This is a genomic window from Streptomyces triticisoli (genome assembly GCF_003270085.1).
In the GTDB taxonomy this organism is placed as follows: Bacteria; Actinomycetota; Actinomycetes; order Streptomycetales; family Streptomycetaceae; genus Streptomyces; species Streptomyces triticisoli.
Map to the genome: position 1 here is coordinate 1 of NZ_QFDQ01000060.1, position 20,511 is coordinate 20,511.

Annotated in this window: 21 protein-coding genes and 1 tRNA gene; 16 read left to right on the top strand and 6 right to left on the bottom strand. The window is 69.6% G+C overall.

The genetic code is table 11. The features are described from left to right. The 3 genes from DEP02_RS11085 to DEP02_RS11100 all read right to left on the bottom strand — a co-directional run. On the bottom strand, positions 1-1,449 hold a 1,449-nt coding region (locus DEP02_RS11085), incomplete at its 3' end, for a tetratricopeptide repeat protein (protein ID WP_198668383.1). A 250-nt stretch (positions 1,450-1,699) separates the two neighbouring features. Then, positions 1,700-2,068 carry a hypothetical protein gene (locus DEP02_RS11090; RefSeq protein WP_112467176.1) on the bottom strand — a complete coding sequence of 123 codons (369 nt, stop codon included), beginning with the start codon at positions 2,066-2,068 and terminating at the stop codon, positions 1,700-1,702. 1,823 nt (positions 2,069-3,891) lie between these two features. Then, positions 3,892-4,932: a DUF1152 domain-containing protein gene (locus DEP02_RS11100; protein ID WP_232839055.1), complete on the bottom strand. Its 1,041-nt coding sequence runs from the start codon at positions 4,930-4,932 to the stop codon at positions 3,892-3,894. 139 nt (positions 4,933-5,071) lie between these two features. Here DEP02_RS11100 and DEP02_RS11105 point away from each other — a divergent pair, with 139 nt between their 5' ends. From DEP02_RS11105 to DEP02_RS11165, 13 genes are all read left to right on the top strand, one after another. After that, positions 5,072-5,812 carry a GntR family transcriptional regulator gene (locus DEP02_RS11105; protein WP_112467178.1) on the top strand — a complete coding sequence of 247 codons (741 nt, stop codon included), beginning with the start codon at positions 5,072-5,074 and terminating at the stop codon, positions 5,810-5,812. A 278-nt stretch (positions 5,813-6,090) separates the two neighbouring features. Then, positions 6,091-6,528, top strand: a complete 438-nt coding sequence (locus tag DEP02_RS11110; protein ID WP_112467179.1) for an ATP-binding protein — start codon at positions 6,091-6,093, stop codon at positions 6,526-6,528. A gap of 89 nt (positions 6,529-6,617) precedes the next feature. Continuing rightward, complete coding sequence (locus DEP02_RS11115) at positions 6,618-7,346, top strand: GntR family transcriptional regulator (protein WP_112467180.1); 729 nt, start codon at positions 6,618-6,620, stop codon at positions 7,344-7,346. A 126-nt stretch (positions 7,347-7,472) separates the two neighbouring features. Beyond that, positions 7,473-7,823, top strand: a complete 351-nt coding sequence (locus tag DEP02_RS11120; protein WP_112467181.1) for an SCO3933 family regulatory protein — start codon at positions 7,473-7,475, stop codon at positions 7,821-7,823. 5 nt (positions 7,824-7,828) lie between these two features. Beyond that, complete coding sequence (locus DEP02_RS11125; protein WP_112467182.1) at positions 7,829-9,202, top strand: FtsK/SpoIIIE domain-containing protein; 1,374 nt, start codon at positions 7,829-7,831, stop codon at positions 9,200-9,202. 81 nt (positions 9,203-9,283) lie between these two features. Then, positions 9,284-9,913: a DUF2637 domain-containing protein gene (locus tag DEP02_RS11130; protein WP_112467183.1), complete on the top strand. Its 630-nt coding sequence runs from the start codon at positions 9,284-9,286 to the stop codon at positions 9,911-9,913. 18 nt (positions 9,914-9,931) lie between these two features. Continuing rightward, the gene (locus DEP02_RS11135; RefSeq protein WP_112467184.1) at positions 9,932-10,123 is read left to right on the top strand and encodes an RING finger protein; all 192 of its coding nucleotides are present in this window, start codon (positions 9,932-9,934) and stop codon (positions 10,121-10,123) included. Beyond that, the gene (locus tag DEP02_RS11140; protein WP_112467185.1) at positions 10,123-10,314 is read left to right on the top strand and encodes a mobile element transfer protein; all 192 of its coding nucleotides are present in this window, start codon (positions 10,123-10,125) and stop codon (positions 10,312-10,314) included. Before DEP02_RS11135 ends, DEP02_RS11140 begins: the two co-directional genes overlap by 1 nt. A gap of 9 nt (positions 10,315-10,323) precedes the next feature. Next, positions 10,324-10,518, top strand: a complete 195-nt coding sequence (locus DEP02_RS11145; RefSeq protein WP_004985515.1) for a hypothetical protein — start codon at positions 10,324-10,326, stop codon at positions 10,516-10,518. 14 nt (positions 10,519-10,532) lie between these two features. Beyond that, the gene (locus DEP02_RS11150) at positions 10,533-10,790 is read left to right on the top strand and encodes a SpdD protein (RefSeq protein ID WP_112467186.1); all 258 of its coding nucleotides are present in this window, start codon (positions 10,533-10,535) and stop codon (positions 10,788-10,790) included. A gap of 130 nt (positions 10,791-10,920) precedes the next feature. Further along, complete coding sequence (locus DEP02_RS11155) at positions 10,921-12,222, top strand: replication initiator (protein ID WP_112467187.1); 1,302 nt, start codon at positions 10,921-10,923, stop codon at positions 12,220-12,222. Further along, positions 12,219-12,431: an excisionase family DNA-binding protein gene (locus DEP02_RS11160; RefSeq protein ID WP_112467188.1), complete on the top strand. Its 213-nt coding sequence runs from the start codon at positions 12,219-12,221 to the stop codon at positions 12,429-12,431. Before DEP02_RS11155 ends, DEP02_RS11160 begins: the two co-directional genes overlap by 4 nt. After that, positions 12,431-13,597 (top strand): tyrosine-type recombinase/integrase, encoded by a 1,167-nt coding sequence (locus DEP02_RS11165; protein ID WP_112467189.1) that lies wholly within the window; start codon positions 12,431-12,433, stop codon positions 13,595-13,597. The genes DEP02_RS11160 and DEP02_RS11165 overlap by 1 nt, the downstream gene beginning before the upstream one ends. Positions 13,598-13,676: 79 nt before the next feature. Here the strand turns inward: DEP02_RS11165 and DEP02_RS11170 are convergent. Beyond that, positions 13,677-13,750: transfer RNA gene (locus tag DEP02_RS11170), tRNA-Gly, on the bottom strand. Positions 13,751-14,242: 492 nt separating this feature from the next. On the opposite strand from DEP02_RS11170, the gene dcd reads away from it, so the two are divergent. Beyond that, positions 14,243-14,818, top strand: a complete 576-nt coding sequence (gene dcd / locus DEP02_RS11180; protein ID WP_112467191.1) for a dCTP deaminase — start codon at positions 14,243-14,245, stop codon at positions 14,816-14,818. Between the two features lie 72 nt (positions 14,819-14,890). On the opposite strand, the gene DEP02_RS11185 is transcribed toward dcd, so the two are convergent. Then, positions 14,891-15,808 (bottom strand): Yip1 family protein, encoded by a 918-nt coding sequence (locus DEP02_RS11185; protein ID WP_112467192.1) that lies wholly within the window; start codon positions 15,806-15,808, stop codon positions 14,891-14,893. A gap of 193 nt (positions 15,809-16,001) precedes the next feature. On the opposite strand from DEP02_RS11185, the gene DEP02_RS11190 reads away from it, so the two are divergent. Continuing rightward, positions 16,002-16,352, top strand: coding sequence for an antibiotic biosynthesis monooxygenase family protein (locus DEP02_RS11190; protein WP_112467193.1), 351 nt, complete (start codon positions 16,002-16,004; stop codon positions 16,350-16,352). 157 nt (positions 16,353-16,509) lie between these two features. Here the strand turns inward: DEP02_RS11190 and DEP02_RS11195 are convergent, their stop codons facing one another. Continuing rightward, positions 16,510-18,792 carry a (Fe-S)-binding protein gene (locus DEP02_RS11195; RefSeq protein WP_112467194.1) on the bottom strand — a complete coding sequence of 761 codons (2,283 nt, stop codon included), beginning with the start codon at positions 18,790-18,792 and terminating at the stop codon, positions 16,510-16,512. Between the two features lie 192 nt (positions 18,793-18,984). On the opposite strand from DEP02_RS11195, the gene DEP02_RS35805 reads away from it, so the two are divergent. Further along, positions 18,985-20,478, top strand: a complete 1,494-nt coding sequence (locus tag DEP02_RS35805; protein ID WP_112467195.1) for an MraY family glycosyltransferase — start codon at positions 18,985-18,987, stop codon at positions 20,476-20,478. The last annotated feature ends 33 nt before the right edge of the window (positions 20,479-20,511 follow it).

The following is a 20,511-nucleotide window of genomic DNA, read 5'->3' on the forward strand; positions in this document are numbered from 1 at the left end:
GTAGGAGTTGGCCAGGTTGTTGCGGGCTCCGAGGGTGTCGGGGTGGTCGGGGCCGAGGAGCCGTTCGCGGCCGGCCAGCACCCGCTCACATAGGTCGAGGGCTTCCTGGACTCGTCCGGCACTGCGGTAGGAGTTGGCCAGGTTGTTGCGGGCTCCGAGGGTGTCGGGGTGGTCGGGGCCGTGACTGTCGGTGCTGTGCTGAACAAGAGCCTGGTTGTATTCGACCGCCTGTTCATACAGGCCCGCTGCGTACAGGCTCTGGCTGACTCGGTACACACACCCATGTGTGGTGGGCTGCCACAGCAGCGGGTAGGTGTGCTGGTCCAACAGCATGGTGTTCGCACGCAGGGCCGCGGACAGATCCCGGTCGTGGTGGTCGAGGTCGGGCCACAGGCTGAGGACCGCATCACCGGCGGTGCGGGCGATCACAGGGAGTGCTTGGGGTTGGATCGTCTCGCGTATGGCCCGTGCTGTCAGGGCGTGGATGCGGATCGGCGTCTGGGCGCTGTCCTGCGCGATGAGTGCGTAGGTGCGCAGGCAGTCCAGCGCAGAGTGGATGTCCTGCTCGGTGACGGCCGACTGTCGTCTGCGCAGCCAGCGGCGGCGGGGCGGGCGTGAGGTGCGCAGGTGGTGTCGCACCGGTGGCGTGGTCCACAGGTCTGCGGGATGGCCGAGCGGGTCCATCAGAGCAATGAGCTGGAGCAGCGGCCGGGCCAGTTGTGTGGTGTCGGCGGCTTGGATGGCATCGAGGGAGAGCAGCAGTGCGGTGGTGACGGGCCGGCCGTAGCCTTCGGTGTCCGCCTCCGGCGGGAGGAGATCGGCAAGTCTGCTGCCGGTGGCACGGAAGTGGGTGAGGTACGTGCCGGCGTCGCACCGCTTGTTGATCATGTAGGCGGCGGCGTGGCCGAGGGCGAGCGGCAGCAGGCCCAGCGCCTGGGACAGCTCACCTGCCATACCCTCCTCGAACAGCTGGGGGCATCCGGCGTCGGACAGGCGGCGGCGCAGGTAGGCCGTGGCCTCCGCCGGGGTGTACAGGTCAAGGTGGATCAGGCGGCGGCCCTGGCCGCTCAGCAGGGCGTCCCTGCGTCTGGTGGTGGCCAGGACACGGCCGTTGCGGGGGTTGCCGTCCGGCCACCATGCATCGACGGCCGCCGGGTCGGTGATGTCGTCGAGCACCACCAGCCAGCGTCGACCGGTCGCCGCCAGCCAGGTCAGGAACGCTCGCGCGGCGGCGGTGTCATCTCCACTGCCGCTGCCCGGAAGGCGCAATTGTTCGGCGGCCTCGGCGTAGCCGGTGATGATTTGGTCGGGCTCCGTGGCGCTGATCCATACGAGCAGGTCCAGACCGTCGTCCTGCCCGCGGTCCTGGTCGCGCAGCTCCCGTGCCAGTGCGGCAGCGAGCTGGCTCTTGCCGACCCCGCCGTCCCCTGAGAGGACCTGCGACAACACCGGCCCGCCCATCCTGGGCTCGTGACGGGCCCGGTGAAGCGCCGCCCGGACTGCCGTGCGCGGTTGGAATGCCGCCGCGAGCTTGGGCACATTGCCCACCCAAACCGGCCAGGACACCTCCGGCTCCCGCGCAGGCGGCACCTGAACATGCACCTCGGCCGCCACCTGCGTGACATCCCGGCCCGCGCGCGCACGCTGCTGCGTCTGCCGCTGTTCCGACCCCACCCGATCCCCCTGGTGTTCAGCTCGGTCAGGACCGGTCGCCGGCAACCTGATCGACGTCGCCCCCGCCCCGCGCCTTCTGGCGAACGCTCTCCAGCAAAGGGCGACGCCCCGACCGCGCAGACGCGCCGTGGCTGCCGGCGGTCTGCTTGACGCTGCCTCCCGCCCGCGCCGACTGCCGCACCTTGCGCACCGGCCCACCACCGCCGGACGCACCCGGCTGGGAGGCCCACCGGCCCAGAGCGGCCAGCACACCGGCCGCGATCACTCCCGCGACCGGACCGATCACATCCCAAGGATCATCCCCGCCCGCGGACAGCACCGCCCACGGCACCGCGACGGCGAAGAACGCCGCCACCGAGGCCACCACTGCCACCACCCACCGCAGCACCACCATGCGCCCCCGTCCGAGTTGTGCAACACGCCGGAACGGCATGATTACATGCACCGAGCCATCAAAACAGGGCTGTTGAAGAAACCAACGCCACCACCATCGGATCGCAGTGCACGCGGTCGATGGAGCTCGATCGCTGAGTCAAGCCAGCGGGGCGCCGCCCATGGTTGAGGGCGGCGCCCTGCCTGGGACAGATTCGAGCCTCATCCTTATCAGGTCGATCACGGGGCATCGTCGGCACCGGGTAACCGTCCTTGTACCTCGACGGATGGTCCGCTAGGGTCCGGCGCCGACCGTCGCTGTCCGCTCCTGTTGGTGTCAGGCGCTGATGTCAGGGGACCTTGACTCCCTTGACATCAGCGCCAACGGTTCAGAGACGTCCTGGTCACCTACTCGAGCTGGTCTGCCTGGCGCTTGTCCAGGATCGCCTGCCGCTGGGCGGGGGTGAAGACCTGGCTACACGCGTTGCACTCGTAGTCGCCAGTCTGAGACCCGAGGTACCGCTCCTTGATGAAACCGGCGGAGTGGTCGCACGTCTCTGGATCTTTAGCCCACTGAGTCATGAGCTCAGCTTAGGCGTCACAGGCGAAGTCAACGCAGTTGTGGTACTGCAGCGTTGTGCAGCCACAGCGGACGATATTCACTCAGGAGCCGACTCCTCAGCCAGCCATTCAAGATCTGCAAAACGACGAGGACGATCACGGCTACCACCAGCCACGTAGCTTGCCGAAGTATCGCGGACATGGTGTCCCCATTGATCACACAGCTCAGAATGACTCCGAGCAAGATCAAATAGTGGTTGCGACTGTCGGTGCCGTGTGCGAAAGTACGAGACATCATGCCTCCGCTTAGGCGGAGCGCATATCGAGCCTGGGGTGACGCCATAGTTCTCCTTGGTTCATCCAGTGGGGTGCCCGAACTTCTTGGCGGAGGGGCGGGCACCCCAGACCTTTTTGCGTGGCAGCAACGCTAGCAGTCGGCGCTGACAACCAAGCGCTGAGCGGGAGTTGCCCCAGCAGCATGACAGACCGTCACCGGCGCCGCCCCACCACTATCCACAGCGGAGCGCGATTTCCCAGTGGCACACCGAGGTAAATGAACGCCTCAGCGTCTGAAATGACCAAGAGGCAACGCGCTGACCTGCTGTTTCTTATTTTTGATCCGGTGACGCAGATCACACGCCAACACGTGTTTCACCCAGGATTTGTTGAACACCTTGCGTTGTCGGTGCGACCCCTTATCCTGGAGGTTTTCCCAAGAACGGCTCAGCCTGGATATGGGTGAACACTCGGGACTGTCGGTGCCACCCCTTATCCTGAAGGATTGTCCGCGCGCATTCTGGATCTCGGGTGTGCGGTCGTCTCTGCGTGACCTGGGTTCTGGTTGGTCGAACCAGATCGGTGTCCCTCGGCCTCAGCCCACCACTCTCCCCAGCTCCCATCCCGTCCGCCGTCGACCCACACACCGTGGAGCGGGCGTGGTTCAGGGGCGTCAAGGTGGAGCGCGCCACTGTACGAACGACCTTGACGCCCCTGGGCCGCGTCTGCTCGGCTCTGCCTGGGTCGACGGTGGACGGGATGGGAGCTCCCGCGCACGCCCCTACGGGCCCGCAGCCGGGAACAGCGCCCCCTCCATCCCGGTGCCGGCCGATCCCCCGCCGGAGGCATCATCTTGTGCCCGCGGATGGCATCCCGCCCTTACCCGCTGCACGCAAGCGCGCCGCCGGGCGCGGCCAGCCGGGGCGAAGACAGGAGGCAGGCCGCGCCGCAGAGGCGGCGCGCGCCCGCGCCGTGCGCGGGCCTTGAACCCGTGAAGAAAGTTGTTACTCAGGTTGCGTCTGGGATGCGCCACAGGGGCGCCTCGAACTGCTCCGGTCGGCTGGTGATGAGCAGTTGCCGCAAGTCATCACGTTGCAAGCCGCTGAGATTCAGGGCCTCGGTGATGCGGCGGAACGTCGTGTGGGTGACTCCGCGGGCTCGGGTTTCGGCCTCAAACTGGTCGAGCTGCGTCCAGATTGCGGCCGGATCCAGTTTCGTGGGCTGCTGCTCCTTGAGCCACAGAGCCTTGTTGCGCTCATAGTCGATCTCTGAGTAGCCACAGATTTCGCGGCTGTGAGCCTCGGCCTCGTCCAAGTCGGTGGTTGCCATGATGGCTCGGGCCAACTGGTTGCGGCTGACGGCGTCGTCCAGGTCGACCTCGTGCACCGTCGGACTCTCGTCCGTGAGCAGTACGGGGAGCCCTGCATCCCGGATCTCACATGTGCCTCGCACCCCTTGGGCCGTAGCCGCGAGGAGCCCGGTCGCCTCGGACGGGTGCCACTCCAGGACTGCGCTGATCGCGTCCGCGTCCCTCGCGGTGAAGGTGTGGACGACGGGGCCCAGTGTTTCGCCTATATCTTCCGGCAGGAGTTCGCCGTCCAGGCCTGGACCCGCGACCAGGAGCCGCACAGGAGCGTTCACCTGGCAGCACGCTGCCAGCATGAGGGCGTCGGCGAGTGGGCTCTTCAGTGTCGGTTCGTCGCCCCGCGCGAGGATGTCCCCGCCCACGTCCAGGAGATCGATCGACCTGGGCTCCAAGTGACGAACGATGTCTTCGAGTTGACTGGTGAGACCTTCGGCTCCCCGGGAGGGGTCGAGCAGTGCGAAGGTGTGCGGGAGCTCCGCCGCCAGCCGGGGGAGTGTGGAGCCGGCGGGCGCGATCGGGCGGGCCTGCGCCGGAACCGTCCAGACCGCCGGGGTGAGGCGTTCCAGGCCGGTGAAGTCGGTGGGTCGCCGCGGGCCCGGGAGCGGGTCGATCAGGAGGCGGTCCCAGGCGTACGTGAGGATCACCGCCTGGTCCTCGTCGCCGTAAAGGGCGGCGTGAAGCATTGCGGCGGCGACTGCGTCGCCCCCTCCTCCTGCTGCGACGATCAACCGCGTCATGCGATCAGACTACGGGTTCGGAGCTTGGCCACTCACCCTATAGTGGCCAAAGGCCATAGCCACTTGGACGGGGAAGGGAGGGGAGATGCCACAGATTGAAGAGGCTCAGCCGAAGTATCTCCAGATCGCCCACTACATCCGTGATCAGATTCTTCGTGGCGACCTGCGGCCGGGGGACGAGGTCCCCTCGGAGCGGCAGCTTGCCGCGGACTGGAAGGTGTCCCGGCCCACGGCCGCGCGGTCGCTGGAAGCGCTGAGCCATCAGGGCCTGGTCGAAAAGCGCCAGGGCTCAGGTACATACGTGCGTAGTCTCGAAGTGAACCGACGCGCACGGGAGTTGTACGGCCGTGCCCGGCAGACCGGGAAGATCTATACGCCCGGAGAGTACGCGGTGATCACTTCGGCCGGGTGGCTGGAGGCTCCGGACTACGTCGCTGAGGCCTTGGGCCTGGTGAAGGATCGTCGAGCCGTGCACCGCCGGCGCGTGACGAACAACCAGGGCGGCCCGATCACGTTGTCCACCTCGTGGTTTGCTCCGGACGTCGGCCAGCGCGCGCCCAAGCTCACGGATCCCGAGCGGATCCAGGAAGGCACGCTCATGTACGTCGAGCGGATGACGGGGCGTCAAGGCAGTTACGCGGAAGACCGCATGTGCGCTCGGGCCGCCACGGACGAGGAGGCGGCCGACCTGCGGTTGGAGCCGGGATCCGCGGTGCTCATCGTCCATCACGTCGTCTTCGACCTCCAGGACCGGCCGCTGGAGTTCGCCGAAGCCACCTACCCGCCGCACCGCTGGGCGTTCGAGCAGGGTTACCCGCTCACCTGACGGCTCGCCGGTTGCGGCGAACCGCTTGCGCTTCCCAAGTGGCTAATGCCACTATCCACAAAGTGGCTAAGGCCACTTGGATGAGAAGGGGGCACGACGTGACGAGTCGGCGGCCGGAGCAGGGTGCGCGGTTAGCTTGCCGGGGGTGTCGGGGGCGCGGGTGGAAGCGCGTCGGCTCCCGAACGGCGCTGGCGCTCTCCACGGCCAACGACCGCAGCCGTGCCACGTCGAAGCGGCGCTGCCTCGACTGCGACGGCAGCGGCAAGGAGTGAGCACGCATGGCTTACACGATCGACCGTTACCCCTGCGAGGACTCACCGCGGCTCGGAGCGATGACCTTGCAGCCTGTGCCGGAGTCCGTGCCCCGGGCTCGGCGCTGGTTCCGGAAGTTCATCACTCCGTACAACCCGGCCTGCTCGGTCGACGACTGCACGCTGATGATCTCGGAGCTGGTGACCAACGCCATCCGCTACGGGAAGTCGGACGATCCCTGGATGGTGCGGGTCGAGTGGTTCCGCGAGGGAACGACGCTCCACGTCGAGGTGCACAACCCGGGTTTCCCGGCGAACGTGCGGCTGCGGCACCCGGAAGCGAACGATGCGCACGGGAGGGGGCTGCTCCTGGTCGACTCCATCGCCGACTCCTGGCACTCCGGGCCCAGCCACCTCGGCGGAACGGTCGTCTCCTTCGTGGTGGCTGATGCCTGGTCGGCGTGATGGGATAGCTCACCTCTTCTACTGGCACCTTGAATCTGTCGGTAGTCTGGTTGACCAGTTGACTTGGCCAATCTCGACAGGCGGCGTTCATGGCGTATGAAGTGGAGCCACCGAAGTACGTGCGCCTTGCGCAGACACTTCAGCGTCGCATCGAGGACGGCACGTATGCGCCCGGCACCCGTGTACCGAGTGAGAACCAGCTGGTGCAGGCCTTCGGGATGTCCCGCCCGACCGTCGTGCGAGCCTTGGATCTGCTGAAGCGGGACGGCTGGCTTGAGTCCCGGCAGGGGTACGGCACGATCGTCCGGGGTCGGCCGGAAGTCGTCGAACAGAAGGACCGGCGGGGGCGTGAGGCGCTGGAGCGCGACGAGTCGCAGGGCGCGGGCCACCTGGTCGAAGTCGGGCACGTGCCTGTCCCGGCTCGGGTCGCGTCGGCGCTTGGCCTGCCGAAGAGGGCCGACGTCCTCATGCGCCGCTTCCTGGTCGAAGAGGGCGGCGAAGCCGTCGAGTTGGTCTCGTCGTACTTCCCCGCCGGCCTGGTCGAGGGCACTGAGCTGGGGTCCGATGAACCCCTGAGCGGGAGTGTCCGCGAACACCTCGAAGCGCGGAAGAAAGTCCACTTCGACCACGTGGTCGAGCGCGTGTCGGCTCGGCTGCCCGAAGCGCGTGAGGCCGAGCTGCTGGATCTGCCGGACGGTGTTCCTGTGCTGAGCGTCCTGGTCGTCGCCTGTGACGCCTCCGGCCGAGCCCTGCAGGTCTCTGACGTGCTCCTCCCGGCTGACCGGCAGGAACTTGAAGACACCTACCGCTTGAGCTGATGCCCACCTGGGGCGAGATTCCCGCGATAGCAGCTTGACAAGTCAACCTGTCATCTCTAGCTTCAAACTTGCTAAGTCAACCTGTCAGGTGGGTAGGTTGATCGTCTCTCAGAAGGAGTAATCCCTGTGCGTGTGATCCGCGTTGACGCCTCGACCGCCACGATCCTGCTCACCGAGGCTCCGGCGCCGAAGGTGCGCGACCGGCAGACCGGTGAGATCGCCAAGGATGCGGTGACCGGTGAGGCGCTGATGACCGTCGGCGTCGTCTACATCGACGAGGGCGAGTCGTCGCTGATCCAGGTCACCGTCCCGGAAAGCGGAGTGACCGAGGGCCTGACGGTCGGTGCTCCGGTCTCGCTGCCGGGTCTGGTGGCGCGGCCGTGGCAGAGCGTGTTCAACGGCAGGGAGCGGCACGGCATCGCCTACCGGGCGACCGCTGTTGCTCCCGGCGCCTTCCCGATGGCTCAGGCGGGCTGATCGCTGTGACGGACCTGGTGACGTTGGCCGAGCTGGGCGGTTCGCTCGCTGCGATAGGCGGCGCCGTCTACGCCCGGCACGCCTACCCGGCGGCGTACTGGTCCACGGTCGGGCTGCCGCTCTCGGTGGCCCGGCTGCTGGCCTCGTACTCCTCGACCATGGACGCCTGCGGCCTGACCGTCGAGCCGTCCCGGTGGCGGGCGCTGGCCGTCCGTGCGACCACCCGCCGTGAGGTCCGGCCGGTGCCTCCTCGTCGGGGCATCATCCGGCCCACCACGACCGGCCTGCGCATGCGGCTGCGGCTGGCTCCGGGCCAGGAGCCGGCGGACGTGGCGGCCTCGGCCGAACGCCTCCGGCATGCCTGGGGTGTCCACGCCGTCCACGTGCGGGACATCAAGCCCGGCGTCGTCGAACTGCGGCTCGTCGGCTTCGACGTGCTGCGCAAGGTGCGGATGCCCCGTCGGCTCGACGGCGGCCCGCTTCAGGTCCCGGTGGCGTTACGGGAGGACGCGACCGCGTTCGTACGGGACTACCGGACCGTTCCGCATGAGCTGGTGCTCGGCGCCACGCTCTCGGGCAAGTCCATGTACCTGCGGAACCTGCTGACCGGGCTGGCTGCTCAGCCGGTGGTCCTGGTCGGCATCGACTGCAAGCGCGGGGTCGAGCTGGCGCCCTTCGCGCCCCGGCTCTCCGCCCTGGCCACCGACCCGGACCAGGCGGCCGAGCTGCTTCCCGCGCTCGTGAAGGAAATGGAGGACCGATACGACCTGATCAAGGCCCGGCAGGGCATCGCGCCCAGCACCCCGGAAGAGCTGATCACCTCGGACATCTGGGGACTGCCTGAGGACGAACGTCCCGCTCCGATCGTGCTGTTCATCGACGAGGTGGCCGAACTCTTCCTCGTCGCCACGCGGAAGGAGGAAGAACGACGGGACGAGATGGTCACCCAGCTCATCCGCCTCGCCCAACTCGGCCGGGCAGCCGGGATCTACCTCGAAGTCTGCGGGCAGCGCTTCGGCGCTGAGCTGGGCAAGGGCGCGACCATGCTGCGCGCTCAGCTCACCGGCCGCGTCTGCCATCGCGTGAACGACGAGGCCTCGGCCAAGATGGCGCTCGGCGACATCGCCCCTGAGGCCGTCATGGCGGCCTGTGCCATCGCCCCCGAGCTGCCCGGCCTGGCCGTCGTCGGCGACACCTCCGGCGGCTGGTCCCGCATCCGTACCCCCTACCTCTCCCTCGCCGACGCTGCGGCCACCTGCCGTGCGACGGCGCACCTCGCCCCCGACGTACCGGCGCTCGATCCCTTCCGGCCGTACGTCCCGCCGATGCCGGTGGAGGCGTCCGGGCCCGTGGCCACGGCTCGCCCGATCACCGAGTAAGCGCACCCGCCCACGGTCGGCACGGCCGTCCCGTGCCACGTCCCTACCCCCTCCATGCCTGGAACCGGAAGGAGTCGCGCCGTGCGTGCCCTGCCCGTCCGCCTCGACGCCGTACTCGTCCAAGCGCTGATCGCCGCCGCGCTGTCCTTCGCCCACCTACATGACCTGGCCGCGGCTGCCGGACAGCACGGATGGAAGGCATGGGCCTATCCGGTCTCCGTCGACCTGCTGTTGGTGGCGGCCTGGCGGCGGCTCCGCTCCGGCGGGGCGAAAGCGGCCGGGTGGTGCTGGTTCCTCGTCGCACTGACCGCCTCGCTCGGCGCCAACGTCGCCACGGCCGGGCTGCTCGACCTGGGCGCGGTGCCGGCCTGGCTGCGCATCCTCGTCGCCGGATGGCCTGCGGTCGCCTTCCTGGGCGGGACACTGCTCGCCCACGGAGCAACCGCGGACGTCCCAACGGGGGAGCGCGAGTCGGCCCCGGAACCCATGGCGCCCCAAGCCCCTGTTTCTGCAGCCGAGTTGCCCGCTGCGGAGCCGGAATCGGCTCCCCCCTCCACGACCCCGGTTCCGCCAGCGCTCGTCACGCTCGCGCGCAAGGTCGCCGACGAACACCGCGCCCGGACCGGAACGCCCATCGACACCTCGACCCTTCGCGCCCGGCTCGGCGTCCCGCTGCCGCTGGCCGAAGCCATCGTCGCCCAACTCACCTGACCCGGAGGACTTTCCACCGTGCGCCCGTCCACGCTCCGCGCGCTGCAACGCGCCGCCGAGCTGACCCGACAGAACCGCCTCACCGAAGCCGTGCTCATCGCCGAGCCCGTGATCCTCGCCGCCGACAGCTACGAGGGCGACGAGATCTTGCGCTGGCTGGCCGAGCACGTCACCGACTTCACCGGCGAAGACCCGAAGGAGACCCGCTGATGACCGCCAACCGCCGCTTCCGCAAAGTCGCTCGTATCGGCCCCGTCCAGGTCGCCACCTACTACGACGGCCGGGGCCGCGAGAAGCACACCGCCGCCTGCACGGCTCCGCGCTGCGGCTTCGCCACGGACTACGACAGCCGCGCCGCCGCCGAACTGGCCGCCCGCACCCATCGCTGCGCCGTCCGCTGAGGGGATCCCGTGACCGTCTCGCTGCCGCTCGTCTTCGTCCTGGGCGTCATCGCCTGGGCCGCGATCAAGTTCCTCGGCGTCCGGCTCTGGGTCGCCGTCGTGATCGCGCTGTTCGGCTTCTGGCTCTCGCACACCTTCCTCGCCCCCGTCATCGAGTCCGGCACCCGTTCCGGGGTCGACGTCGTCAACGGCACCCACGAGTGACAAGGAGGTCCGCCGTGCTCCGCCCCAAACTGCCCGAGATCCCGACTCTGCCGACGGCAACCGTCACGCCTCAGCAGACGCAGGCTCCGGCCTCCTCGGCCGGCCGCCCGGTCGCCCCGTACGTGGGCGTCGGTGTCGGCGCGGTCGCCGCCGTGGTCGTCGTCGGAATCGTGCTCACCGCGCTCCTGGCGGCCCTCGCAGTCTCGGCCGTGTCCGTGGCCATCGCCGCCGTGGTCCTGCGCTCCCTCATCAGCAGCGCCAACAAGCGCTGACCGGCCGCCGGGGCGGCAAACGCCGCCAAGCATCCCGCCGCCCCGGGGCCGTCCCTCTCAACCGTCGCAACAGCCGAAAGGAACTCCCATCATCACCCGGCAGACTCCGCCCCCGCTGGTGGACCTCTCCATGCTGGCCTCCCTCGGCACCATGCCCGAGCTGGCCCGCCAACTGTCCGGCCTGGGCGGCTGCACCCGCCCCGTACGCCTCGACGGCCACCGCACCGAACACGCGGTGGACCGGACGACCGGCGAGATCGGCCGCGTCCTGCACCACCTGGACTCGTCGACCCTGCCCGCCGGTCAGCTCCTCGTCCGCTGCAACAACCGCCGCGCCACCCGGTGCGCAGCCTGCGCCGAGACCTACCGCCGTGACACCTACCACCTGATCACCGCCGGACTCCGCGGCGGTAAGGGCACGCCCGAACGGGTCGCCACCCACCCGCGCGTCTTCGCCACCTTCACCGCCCCCGGCTTCGGCCCGGTCCACAACCGCCCCTCCGGCGATCGTCCCTGCCGCTGCGGCCTCCGCCACGACGACCAGGACCCGGCCCTGGGCACACCCCTCGACCCGGACACATACGACTACGAAGCGGCCGTGCTGTGGAACGCGCATGCCGGGGCCCTCTGGCAACGCTTCTCGATCTACCTCCGCCGGGAGGTCGCCAAGCGGGCCGGCCTCACCCAGCGGGCCTTCCGCGACCATGCCCGGGTCTCCTTCGCCAAGGTGGCCGAGTACCAGAAGCGGGGCGCCGTCCACTTCCATGCGGTCATCCGCCTCGACGGTCCCGAGGGCGGCGAGATCGCGCCCCCGGACTGGGCAACGGCCGAGCTGCTGACCGACGCCATCCGCGCCGCCGCTGCTGCCGTCCGCGTCGACGGCCCGGAGGTCGACGGCCGGCGGCACACCTTCGTCTTCGGCCGACAGCTCGACATCCGTACGATCCGATCCACCGACTTCGACGACGGCCAGGAGCTGACCGAGCGGGCCGTCGCCGCGTACGTCGCCAAGTACGCCACCAAGGGCGCCGAGACGGCGACGGGCACCCTCGACCGGCCGATCCGCTTCCTCGCCGAGCTGGCGCAAGCGAGGATCACCGACCACGCCCGGCGCATGATCCGCACCGCCTGGACCCTGGGCGCACGCCCCGAGCTGGCAGACCTCCGCCTGCGGGCCTGGGCCCACATGCTCGGCTTCCGCGGCCACTTCTCCACCAAGTCCCGCCGCTACTCCACCACCCTCGGCGCCCTCCGCGACGCACGTGCCGACTGGCGCCGGGCCCAAGCGGCTCCGCCCGTCCCGCAGGACGGCGAAACCACGCTCGTCCTCGCGCACTGGGTCTTCGCCGGTACCGGACTGTCCCGCGCCGAAGCCTGGCTCGCCGCATCCCTCGAACCCGCCCCCGGAACGGAAGGAGAGCCGACCGTATGAATGACCGTTACCTCTCCGTGGACCAGGTCGCCGAGCTGCTCGGAACGACCGCCCGCTTCCCCCGGCGGCTCATCGAGGAGCGGCGCATCCGGTACGTCAAGGTCGGCCGTCACGTCCGTATCCCTGCAAGCGCGGTCGCCGAGTTCATCGAGTCGCACACCGTCGAGCCCGTCAGGCTCCGTCGTGCCGGACTGCGGAGGGCTGCCTGATGGCCAACAAGAAGGGGAGGCGGCGGCGCTTTGGTGCAGTGCGGCAGTACCGGTCTGGTCGTTGGACGGCGTCGTATCCCGGGCCCGATGGTGAGCGCGTCCGCGCGGATGAGACCTTCGAGACCAAGAAGGACGCCGAGATCTGGCTGTCCCAGGTTGAGGCGGACCTCAGCCGCGGGGACTGGCGTGCTCCTGATGCGGGGGCGGTCAACTTCCGGGTCTACGCCGAGAAGTGGGTCGAAGAGCGGGAGTTGGCCGTTCGGACCGAGGACCTGTACCGGCACTTGCTCCGCTTGCACATCCTCCCGACGTTCGGCGGACTCGACCTCGACGAGATCACCGCTCCTCGCGTCCGCGAGTGGCGAGCCGAACGGCTCCGCACCACCGGAGCCAAGACCACCGTCGCCAAGGCGTACCGCCTCCTCAAGGGCATTCTTGAGACGGCCGTCGACGACGACCTGATCACGCGCAACCCGTGCCGGATCAAGGGAGCGAGCAAGGAATCCGCCGCTGAGCGGCGCATCGCCACCGTCGCCCAGGTCGACGCGCTCGCCGACGCGATCGGCATTCGCTGGCGGCTCATGGTCTACCTCGGCGCGTACGGTCCGATGCGGCCCGAGGAGCTGGCCGGCCTCCGCCGCCGTGACGTGGACCTCGACAACCTCGTGATCCGCGTCCGCGTCGCCGAGCCGGAGCGGACCAACGGCAAGCGAGCTCCCGGGCCGACCAAGTCCGATGCGGGCGCCCGTGTCGTCGTGCTCCCGGCCTTCCTGCGGAAGGAGGCGAAGCGGCACCTGGACTGGTTCGCCGAGAAGGGACCCGACGGGCTGGTCTTCGTGGGCGAGAAGGGCGCGGCCTTCCGGCGCACCTCGTTCGGGCGGAAGTGGCGTCGGGCTCGCACGGTCGCCGGTCTCCCGGACGGCTTCCGCTTCTATGACCTCCGGCACACCGGACACACCCTGTCGACCCGCTCGGGCGCCACCCTCCGGGACACGATGGTGCGGGCCGGCCAGTCCTCCGAGAAGGCGGCGCTGATCTATCAGCACTCCGACGAGGAGCGGCAACGGGAGGTCGCCGCCGGGCTGGACGACCTCGTACGCGCCGAACGTGCGAAGCACCACAACGGCGACCGCGCGCACCACAAGGAGGAGCCACCGGAGGGCTAATGGTGCGGTTGTGGTGCGCGCACCGCCGACCGGTCTAGACAACAAAGAACCCCCGGGTCTCTGACCTGGGGGTTTCGCTTGGAGCGGGTGACGAGAATCGAACTCGCGCTCTCAGCTTGGGAAGCTGATGTTCTACCATTAAACTACACCCGCGTAAGACGCCGACCGGAGTCGGTGTCCGGTGCTCGCTCACTGTACCTCATCGCTGGCCCCCGGTGCTCAAGCCGAGGGGCCTGTGTGTGTTTCCGGGCTGCGGGGGAACGGAGTTGGGGCGTACGGTGGTGGTGGGAGAGAGGGTGCGTGTGGGGCAGGAGCTCCGCGTGGTGGGCGTCTGCTTGATCCCTTATTGTGGCTTTTGTCGTCAGGTGGCAAGGGTCCAGACGCGGCTCTGGGGAAGGGACTCAAGGGACTTGATGGAGCGCACCGTCGTCCGTTGTGCCGAAGGGCACGTGTTCAGCACCGCTTCGTTCCCGATGCAGCAGGCCGAGCGGCTCGGCCCCTGCAGGCTCGTGAGATGTCCACGGTGTGCCCGGCTCCGCAGTGCGGTGCCCGTGGTCCTCGGGAAGCGGTAGAGCACCGCGGTGCTCGGCGCGTGGAGTCCGTCCTGATTGTGGGGGCTCCGCGCGCCTTGCGTATCCTCGGGGCGTGCTTCTCTCAGACAAGGACATCCGGGCCGAGATCGACGCAGGGCGGGTACGGATCGATCCCTACGACGAATCCATGGTGCAGCCGTCGAGCATCGACGTGCGGCTGGACCGCTTCTTCCGGGTGTTCGAGAACCACCGGTACCCCCACATCGACCCCTCCGTCGATCAGCCGGACCTCACCCGGCTCGTCGAGCCGGAGGGCGACGAGCCCTTCATCCTGCATCCCGGGGAGTTCGTCCTCGCGTCCACGTACGAGGTCATCTCGCTCCCCGTCGACCTGGCCTCCCGGCTCGAGGGCAAGAGCTCGCTGGGGCGGCTCGGGCTCGTCACCCACTCCACCGCCGGGTTCATCGACCCCGGGTTCTCCGGGCACGTGACCCTGGAGCTGTCCAACCTCGCCACCCTGCCGATCAAGCTGTGGCCCGGGATGAAGATCGGGCAGCTGTGCCTGTTCCGGCTCTCCTCGCCCGCCGAGGCCCCGTACGGCAGTGAGCGCTACGGCTCCCGTTACCAGGGACAGCGCGGGCCCACCGCCTCCCGGGCCTACGTCAACTTCCACCGGACGCAGGTGTGAGAGAGCGGCCCTGAGAGACAGCAGGGGGCCCGGCCGACCGGCCGGCCCCCTTTCCGTGCGCCTCGCCGCCCGTCAGAACGTGCCCAGCTTCACGATCGACAGCAGGGCGATCAGTTGGATCGCCGAGGCGCCCAGGGCCTTCGGCCAGGGCAGGTCGTGGGAGCGGCTGACCATGAGGGTCAGCAGGGCGCCGGCCGCGATCCAGGTGGCCCAGCCGAGCAGTTGGACGAAGCCCGCGTCGCCGCTGAGGAACAGGGCGAAGAGCAGGCGCGGTGCGTCCGTGATGGACATGATCAGCATGGACAGGCCGACCGTGGGCTGCCAGGCCCCGTCGCCGCCGAGCTGGCGGGCCAGGGTGTGGGTGACCGCGCCCAGCACGAAGGAGCTGATCACCATGGCCACCGCGGTGATCAGGACGATCGGGATCGCGTTGGACAGCGTGGCGTTGATGGCGTCCTCGCGGGCGCCGTCGAAGCCGAAGACCGCGAGCAGACCGTAGAGGAACGTCACGATGAGGGCGGGGCCCCACATCGTGTAGTCGCGCATCTGGAGGAAGGTCTGGTTGGGGGAGACGACGATGCCCCGCAGCAGGTCCTTCCAGCGCAGCCGGGGGCCTGTCGGGCCGGCCGGGGCGGAGCCCGCGTGGTAGGTCTCGCCCTGGCTGTACGGGTCCTCGCCGATCGCGAACGCCTGGGTGTGGCCCGGGTGGTTGGCCGCGTACGGATCGGGGCCGCCCTGCGGGTGGGCGCCGCCGTCGCCGAAGTACTCCGGCTCGCCCTGGCCGCCGCCGTAACCACCGCCGTGGGCCTGCGGCCACTGGACGCCGCCGGCTCCGTACGGCGGTCGCTGCCGCGGATACGGCTGCGGCGCCGGCGGGTAGCCGTACGACGGCGCCTGCTGGGGCGCCTGCTGTCCGTACGGAAGTTGTCGGGGTCGCGCGTGCGGCGCGCGGTCGTCCCGGCCGCCGCGCCCGCTCCTGAATCCAGCCACGTCATCGAACGTACCCGGTCCCGTCAAGTCCCGGGCCGGGCCGGGTGCATGGGCGGGGCTTTGCGGCCGAGCTGTGACATCCCCTAAGGGGCGGTTTGGGGGACATTCCAGGGAGGAACGCGGAGGACCACGGAGGATCAGGGAGGCAGAGGGGCCGAGTGGCGGGCCGGCCGTCACCGGGCAGGATGGGACCATGAGCGTAGTCAAGATCAACGTACTGACGGTGCCGGCCGAGCAGCGCGAGACGCTGGAGAAGCGGTTCGCCTCCCGGGCCCACGCCGTCGAGAACTCCGACGGGTTCGAGTGGTTCGAGCTCCTGCGCCCCGTCGAGGGCACCGACACCTACCTCGTCTACACACGCTGGCGTGACGAGGAGTCGTTCCAGGCCTGGATGGAGGGACCGAGGAAGGCCGCGCACCACGGCGAGGGCGGTGGCGGTGGCGAGGGCGGGGAGCGGCCCCGGCCGGCGGCCACGGACTCCACCCTGTGGTCCTTCGAGGTGGTGCAGCAGGCCGGGCCCGGGTCCAAGGGCGGCGGCGCCTGAGCGTCGTCGTAGGGGCAGCGTCGTAGGGATCGCGTCGTAGGGACCCGTCGGTCGTAGGGACCCGTCGTAGGGACGAGGACGCCCCCGGGCCCGTACTGCGAAAAGTACGGGCCCGGGGGCGTCGGACGTTCAGCGGTCGGCGCAGCCTGGGCGCCGCTTACTTCACCGGTTCCTGCTCCGGCTCGCTCTCGTTCTCCGCCTCGTCCGCCGGGGCGACCGGGGTCTTGACGGATTCCAGCAGCAGCTGGGCGACGTCCACGACCTGGACGGACTCCTTGGCCTTGCCGTCGTTCTTCTTGCCGTTGACCGAGTCGGTCAGCATGACCAGGCAGAACGGGCAGGCGGTGGAGACGATGTCCGGGTCGAGGGCGAGGGCCTCGTCGACGCGCTCGTCGTTGATGCGCTTGCCGATCCGCTCCTCCATCCACATCCGGGCGCCGCCGGCGCCGCAGCAGAAGCCGCGCTCCTTGTGGCGGTGCATCTCCTCGTTCCTGAGGCCCGGGACCTTGCCGATGATCTCGCGCGGGGGCGTGTAGATCTTGTTGTGGCGGCCCAGGTAGCACGGGTCGTGGTAGGTGATGATGCCCTCGACCGGGGTGACCGGGACCAGCCTGCCCTCGTCGACGAGGTGCTGCAGCAGCTGGGTGTGGTGGATGACCTCGTAGTCGCCGCCGAGCTGCGGGTACTCGTTGCCGAGGGTGTTGAGGCAGTGCGGGCAGGTGGCGACGATCTTCTTCGCCGACTTCGGCTTCTTCGACTCGGGCGTGACGTTGCCCTCGTCGTCCGTCTCCTCACCGAACGCCATGTTCAGCGCGGCGACGTTCTCCATGCCGAGCTCCTGGAAGAGGGGCTCGTTGCCCAGGCGGCGGGCGGAGTCGCCGGTGCACTTCTCGTCCCCGCCCATGATCGCGAACTTGACGCCCGCGATGTGCAGCAGCTCCGCGAAGGCCAGAGTGCTCTTCTTCGCGCGGTCCTCCAGCGCGCCGGCGCAGCCGACCCAGTACAGGTACTCGACCTCGGACAGGTCCTCGATGTCCTTGCCGACGACCGGGACCTCGAAGTCGACCTCCTTGGTCCACTGCAGGCGCTGCTTCTTGGCCAGGCCCCAGGGGTTGCCCCTCTTCTCCAGGTTCCTCAGCATCGTGCCGGCCTCGGAGGGGAAGCTGGACTCGATCATGACCTGGTAGCGGCGCATGTCGACGATGTGGTCGACGTGCTCGATGTCGACCGGGCACTGCTCGACGCAGGCGCCGCAGGTGGTGCAGGACCACAGGACGTCCGGGTCGATGACGCCGTTGTCCTCCACGGTGCCGATCAGCGGGCGCTCGGCCTCCGCCAGAGCCGCGGCCGGGACCTCGGCCAGCTGCTCCTTCGACGCCTTCTCCTCGCCCTCCATGGTCCTGCTGCCGCCGGCCAGCAGGTAGGGGGCCTTGGCGTGCGCGTGGTCGCGCAGGGACATGATCAGCAGCTTGGGGGAGAGCGGCTTGCCGGTGTTCCAGGCAGGGCACTGCGACTGGCAGCGGCCGCACTCGGTGCAGGTGGAGAAGTCCAGCAGGCCCTTCCAGGAGAACTGCTCGACCTGGGAGACGCCGAAGACGTCGTCCTCGCCGGGGTCGGTGAAGTCGATCGGCTTGCCGCCGCTCGTCATCGGCTGCAGGGCGCCGAGGGCCGTCTCACCGGTGGCGTTGCGCTTGAACCAGATGTTCGGGAAGGCCAGGAAGCGGTGCCAGGCCACACCCATGTCGGTGTTGAGGGAGACGGTGATCATCCAGATCAGCGAGACGCTGACCTTGATCATCGCGACGAAGTAGACCAGGTTCTGCAGCGTGGCCACGCTCAGGCCCTTGAAGGCCAGGACCAGCGGGTACGAGGCGAAGTACGAGGCCTCGTAGCCGTCCACGTGGTGCAGGGCGCCCTCCAGGCCGCGCAGCACGTAGATGGCCAGGCCGATGGTGAGGATGACGTACTCGACGAAGTACGCCTGCCAGGCGGTGGAGCCCGCGAAGCGGGACTTGCGGCCGGCCCGGGAGGGCAGGCTCAGCAGACGGATCACCATCAGCACGGCGATGCCGATCACCGTCATCACACCGATGAACTCGATGTACATCTCGAACGGCAGGAAGCCGCCGAGCACCGGCAGCGTCCAGTCGGCCCGGAACAGCTGGCCGTACGCCTGCGCGAGGGTCGGCGGCAGCGTCAGGAACCCGATCGCCACGAACCAGTGGGCGATGCCCACGATGCCCCACCGGTTCATTCGGGTGTGGCCGAGGAACTCCTTCACCAGGGTCACGCTGCGCTGGTAGGGGTTGTCGGTCCGGGAGCCGGCGGGGACGGGCTGGCCCAGCCTGAAGTACCGGACGAACTGGCCGATGGCACGGGCGAGCAGCGCGACGCCGACCACGGTCAGGGCCAGCGACACGATGATCGCGGCGAGTTGCATGGGGGCTCCTGAGGCGGCCTCGAAATTACTAAGCGGTAACTTGTGTAGTTCGTCTGAGACTACCTCCATCCTCTGTCGCAATGCAGCCGGGCGCGGGGTGATCTGGGTCGCTGAGGGCCGCCTGAAGATCCAACCCTGTTCCGATCGTGTTATTCACACCCAATCGACCGATATACCCCTAATTTAAGAACCGTGCTCTACGGGATCGCCACCGCCATCACCGCCCTCCTCCTCGCCGCCGTGCTCTCGGCGCTGTTCCGGGGGCCCGCGCTGCGGCTGGGTCTGGTCGACCGGCGGCGGGTGCGGCCGGTGCCGCTGCTGGGCGGCGTGGCCGTGGTGCTCAGCACCTGCCTGGTCGCCGCGGCCGGCGGCTGGACGGGTGCCGCGCCACTGGGTGACGGGGTGGGCCGGCTGCTCGCCGTGTCCGCCGGGGTCGCGGTCCTGGGGCTGGTCGCGGACCTGTGGCGGCTGAGGACGCCGTTCCTGCTCGTCGGTACGGCGGTCGCGGCGGCCTTCGTGGTGCCGTACGACGAGACCGGGCTGCCGGCCGGGATCGCGGCCGTGGCCTGGATCGCCTGTGTGGCCGCCGCCTTCCGGGGACTCGACCACGTGGACGGCCTCGCGGGCACGGTCGGGGTGCTCACCGCCTTCGGGGCGGGCGCCTGCGCGGCGGCCGAGGTGATGGACGACCTCGTGGTGCTGCTGAGCGTGCTGGCCGCCGCCCTCACCGGCTTCCTGATGCACAACTGGCATCCCGCGCGGATCGCGTTCGGGGCCAGCGGCTCGCTGTTCACCGGTTTCCTGCTCGCCTCCGCGGGCGTGCTCACCCGCACCGGGTACGACCCGTTGCCCACCGTGGCCGTGCTGTTCGCGCTCACCGCCACCGTGAGTGCCGACGCCGTCCTGGTCGTCCTCACGCGCAGGCTGGCCGGGCGTCCCGTGCTGCGCCGCGGTCCCGACCACCTCGCGCACCGGCTGCGCCGCCTCGGGCCGACCCCGCCGGGTGCGACCGTCCTGCTCGGCGCCGGCACCTTCGCCGCGGTGCTCGTCGGGGTGCTGGTGCACTCGGGCTGGGCCGCGCCGAGGAGCGTGCTGTGGGTGGCCGGAGCGAGTCTGGCGGCCGTCCTGGGGCTGCTGCGCGTCCCGGCGTACGGCCCACGGCGGCAGACCGGGCCGCACAGCGTCCGCACGCACACCGACCCGCACGGCACCCGTGCGCCCGCCCGGGTTCCCGGCACCCGGGGACGGCCCGAGGGCCGCGGCACCCGCGGCCTTCCCGCCGCCCGAGGCGTCACGCGCGCGCGTGCGGACCAATCCGACGCCCCGCGCGCGCGTACGGACCCGTCGGGCGACCCCCCACGCGCACGCGCGCGGACGGCCGTTCCCGGTAGCCGCCCCCGCCCCCGCTCCCGCGGCGAGCAGCCGTTCCGGACCACCCGGCCCCGGGCCCAGTCCGACGTCTACGACTACGACTACGACTACGACGCCCCGGCCCGGGCAGACGCCCCTGGAGCCGGGGTGGCCCGCGGGGTCCGCGAGGCCCTGGGAAGCAGCCGGCCCTACGACGCCGGAGCCGCCGTCCGCGCCTCCCGCGCCCCCCGCCGTCAACCTCCGTATCCGGCTCCGCCACCCCAGAAATCCGCATCACCGCAGGTCAGAGCGTCCTTGCGTGTAAGGGATGGATAAGAGTTGAGCCGGGCAGGCTCAGGTCTGTTGACC

Excerpts from the sequence above, each read along its gene's own strand:
- DEP02_RS11090 (WP_112467176.1), bottom strand. The coding sequence starts at position 2,068 with ATGGTGGTGCTGCGGTGGGTGGTGGCAGTGGTGGCCTCGGTGGCGGCG.
- DEP02_RS11100 (WP_232839055.1), bottom strand. The coding sequence starts at position 4,932 with ATGCTTCACGCCGCCCTTTACGGCGACGAGGACCAGGCGGTGATCCTC.
- DEP02_RS11105 (WP_112467178.1), top strand. The coding sequence starts at position 5,072 with ATGCCACAGATTGAAGAGGCTCAGCCGAAGTATCTCCAGATCGCCCAC.
- DEP02_RS11110 (WP_112467179.1), top strand. The coding sequence starts at position 6,091 with ATGGCTTACACGATCGACCGTTACCCCTGCGAGGACTCACCGCGGCTC.
- DEP02_RS11115 (WP_112467180.1), top strand. The coding sequence starts at position 6,618 with ATGGCGTATGAAGTGGAGCCACCGAAGTACGTGCGCCTTGCGCAGACA.
- DEP02_RS11140 (WP_112467185.1), top strand. The coding sequence starts at position 10,123 with ATGACCGCCAACCGCCGCTTCCGCAAAGTCGCTCGTATCGGCCCCGTC.
- DEP02_RS11155 (WP_112467187.1), top strand. The coding sequence starts at position 10,921 with ATGCTGGCCTCCCTCGGCACCATGCCCGAGCTGGCCCGCCAACTGTCC.
- DEP02_RS11160 (WP_112467188.1), top strand. The coding sequence starts at position 12,219 with ATGAATGACCGTTACCTCTCCGTGGACCAGGTCGCCGAGCTGCTCGGA.
- DEP02_RS11165 (WP_112467189.1), top strand. The coding sequence starts at position 12,431 with ATGGCCAACAAGAAGGGGAGGCGGCGGCGCTTTGGTGCAGTGCGGCAG.
- DEP02_RS11190 (WP_112467193.1), top strand. The coding sequence starts at position 16,002 with ATGAGCGTAGTCAAGATCAACGTACTGACGGTGCCGGCCGAGCAGCGC.
- DEP02_RS11195 (WP_112467194.1), bottom strand. The coding sequence starts at position 18,792 with ATGCAACTCGCCGCGATCATCGTGTCGCTGGCCCTGACCGTGGTCGGC.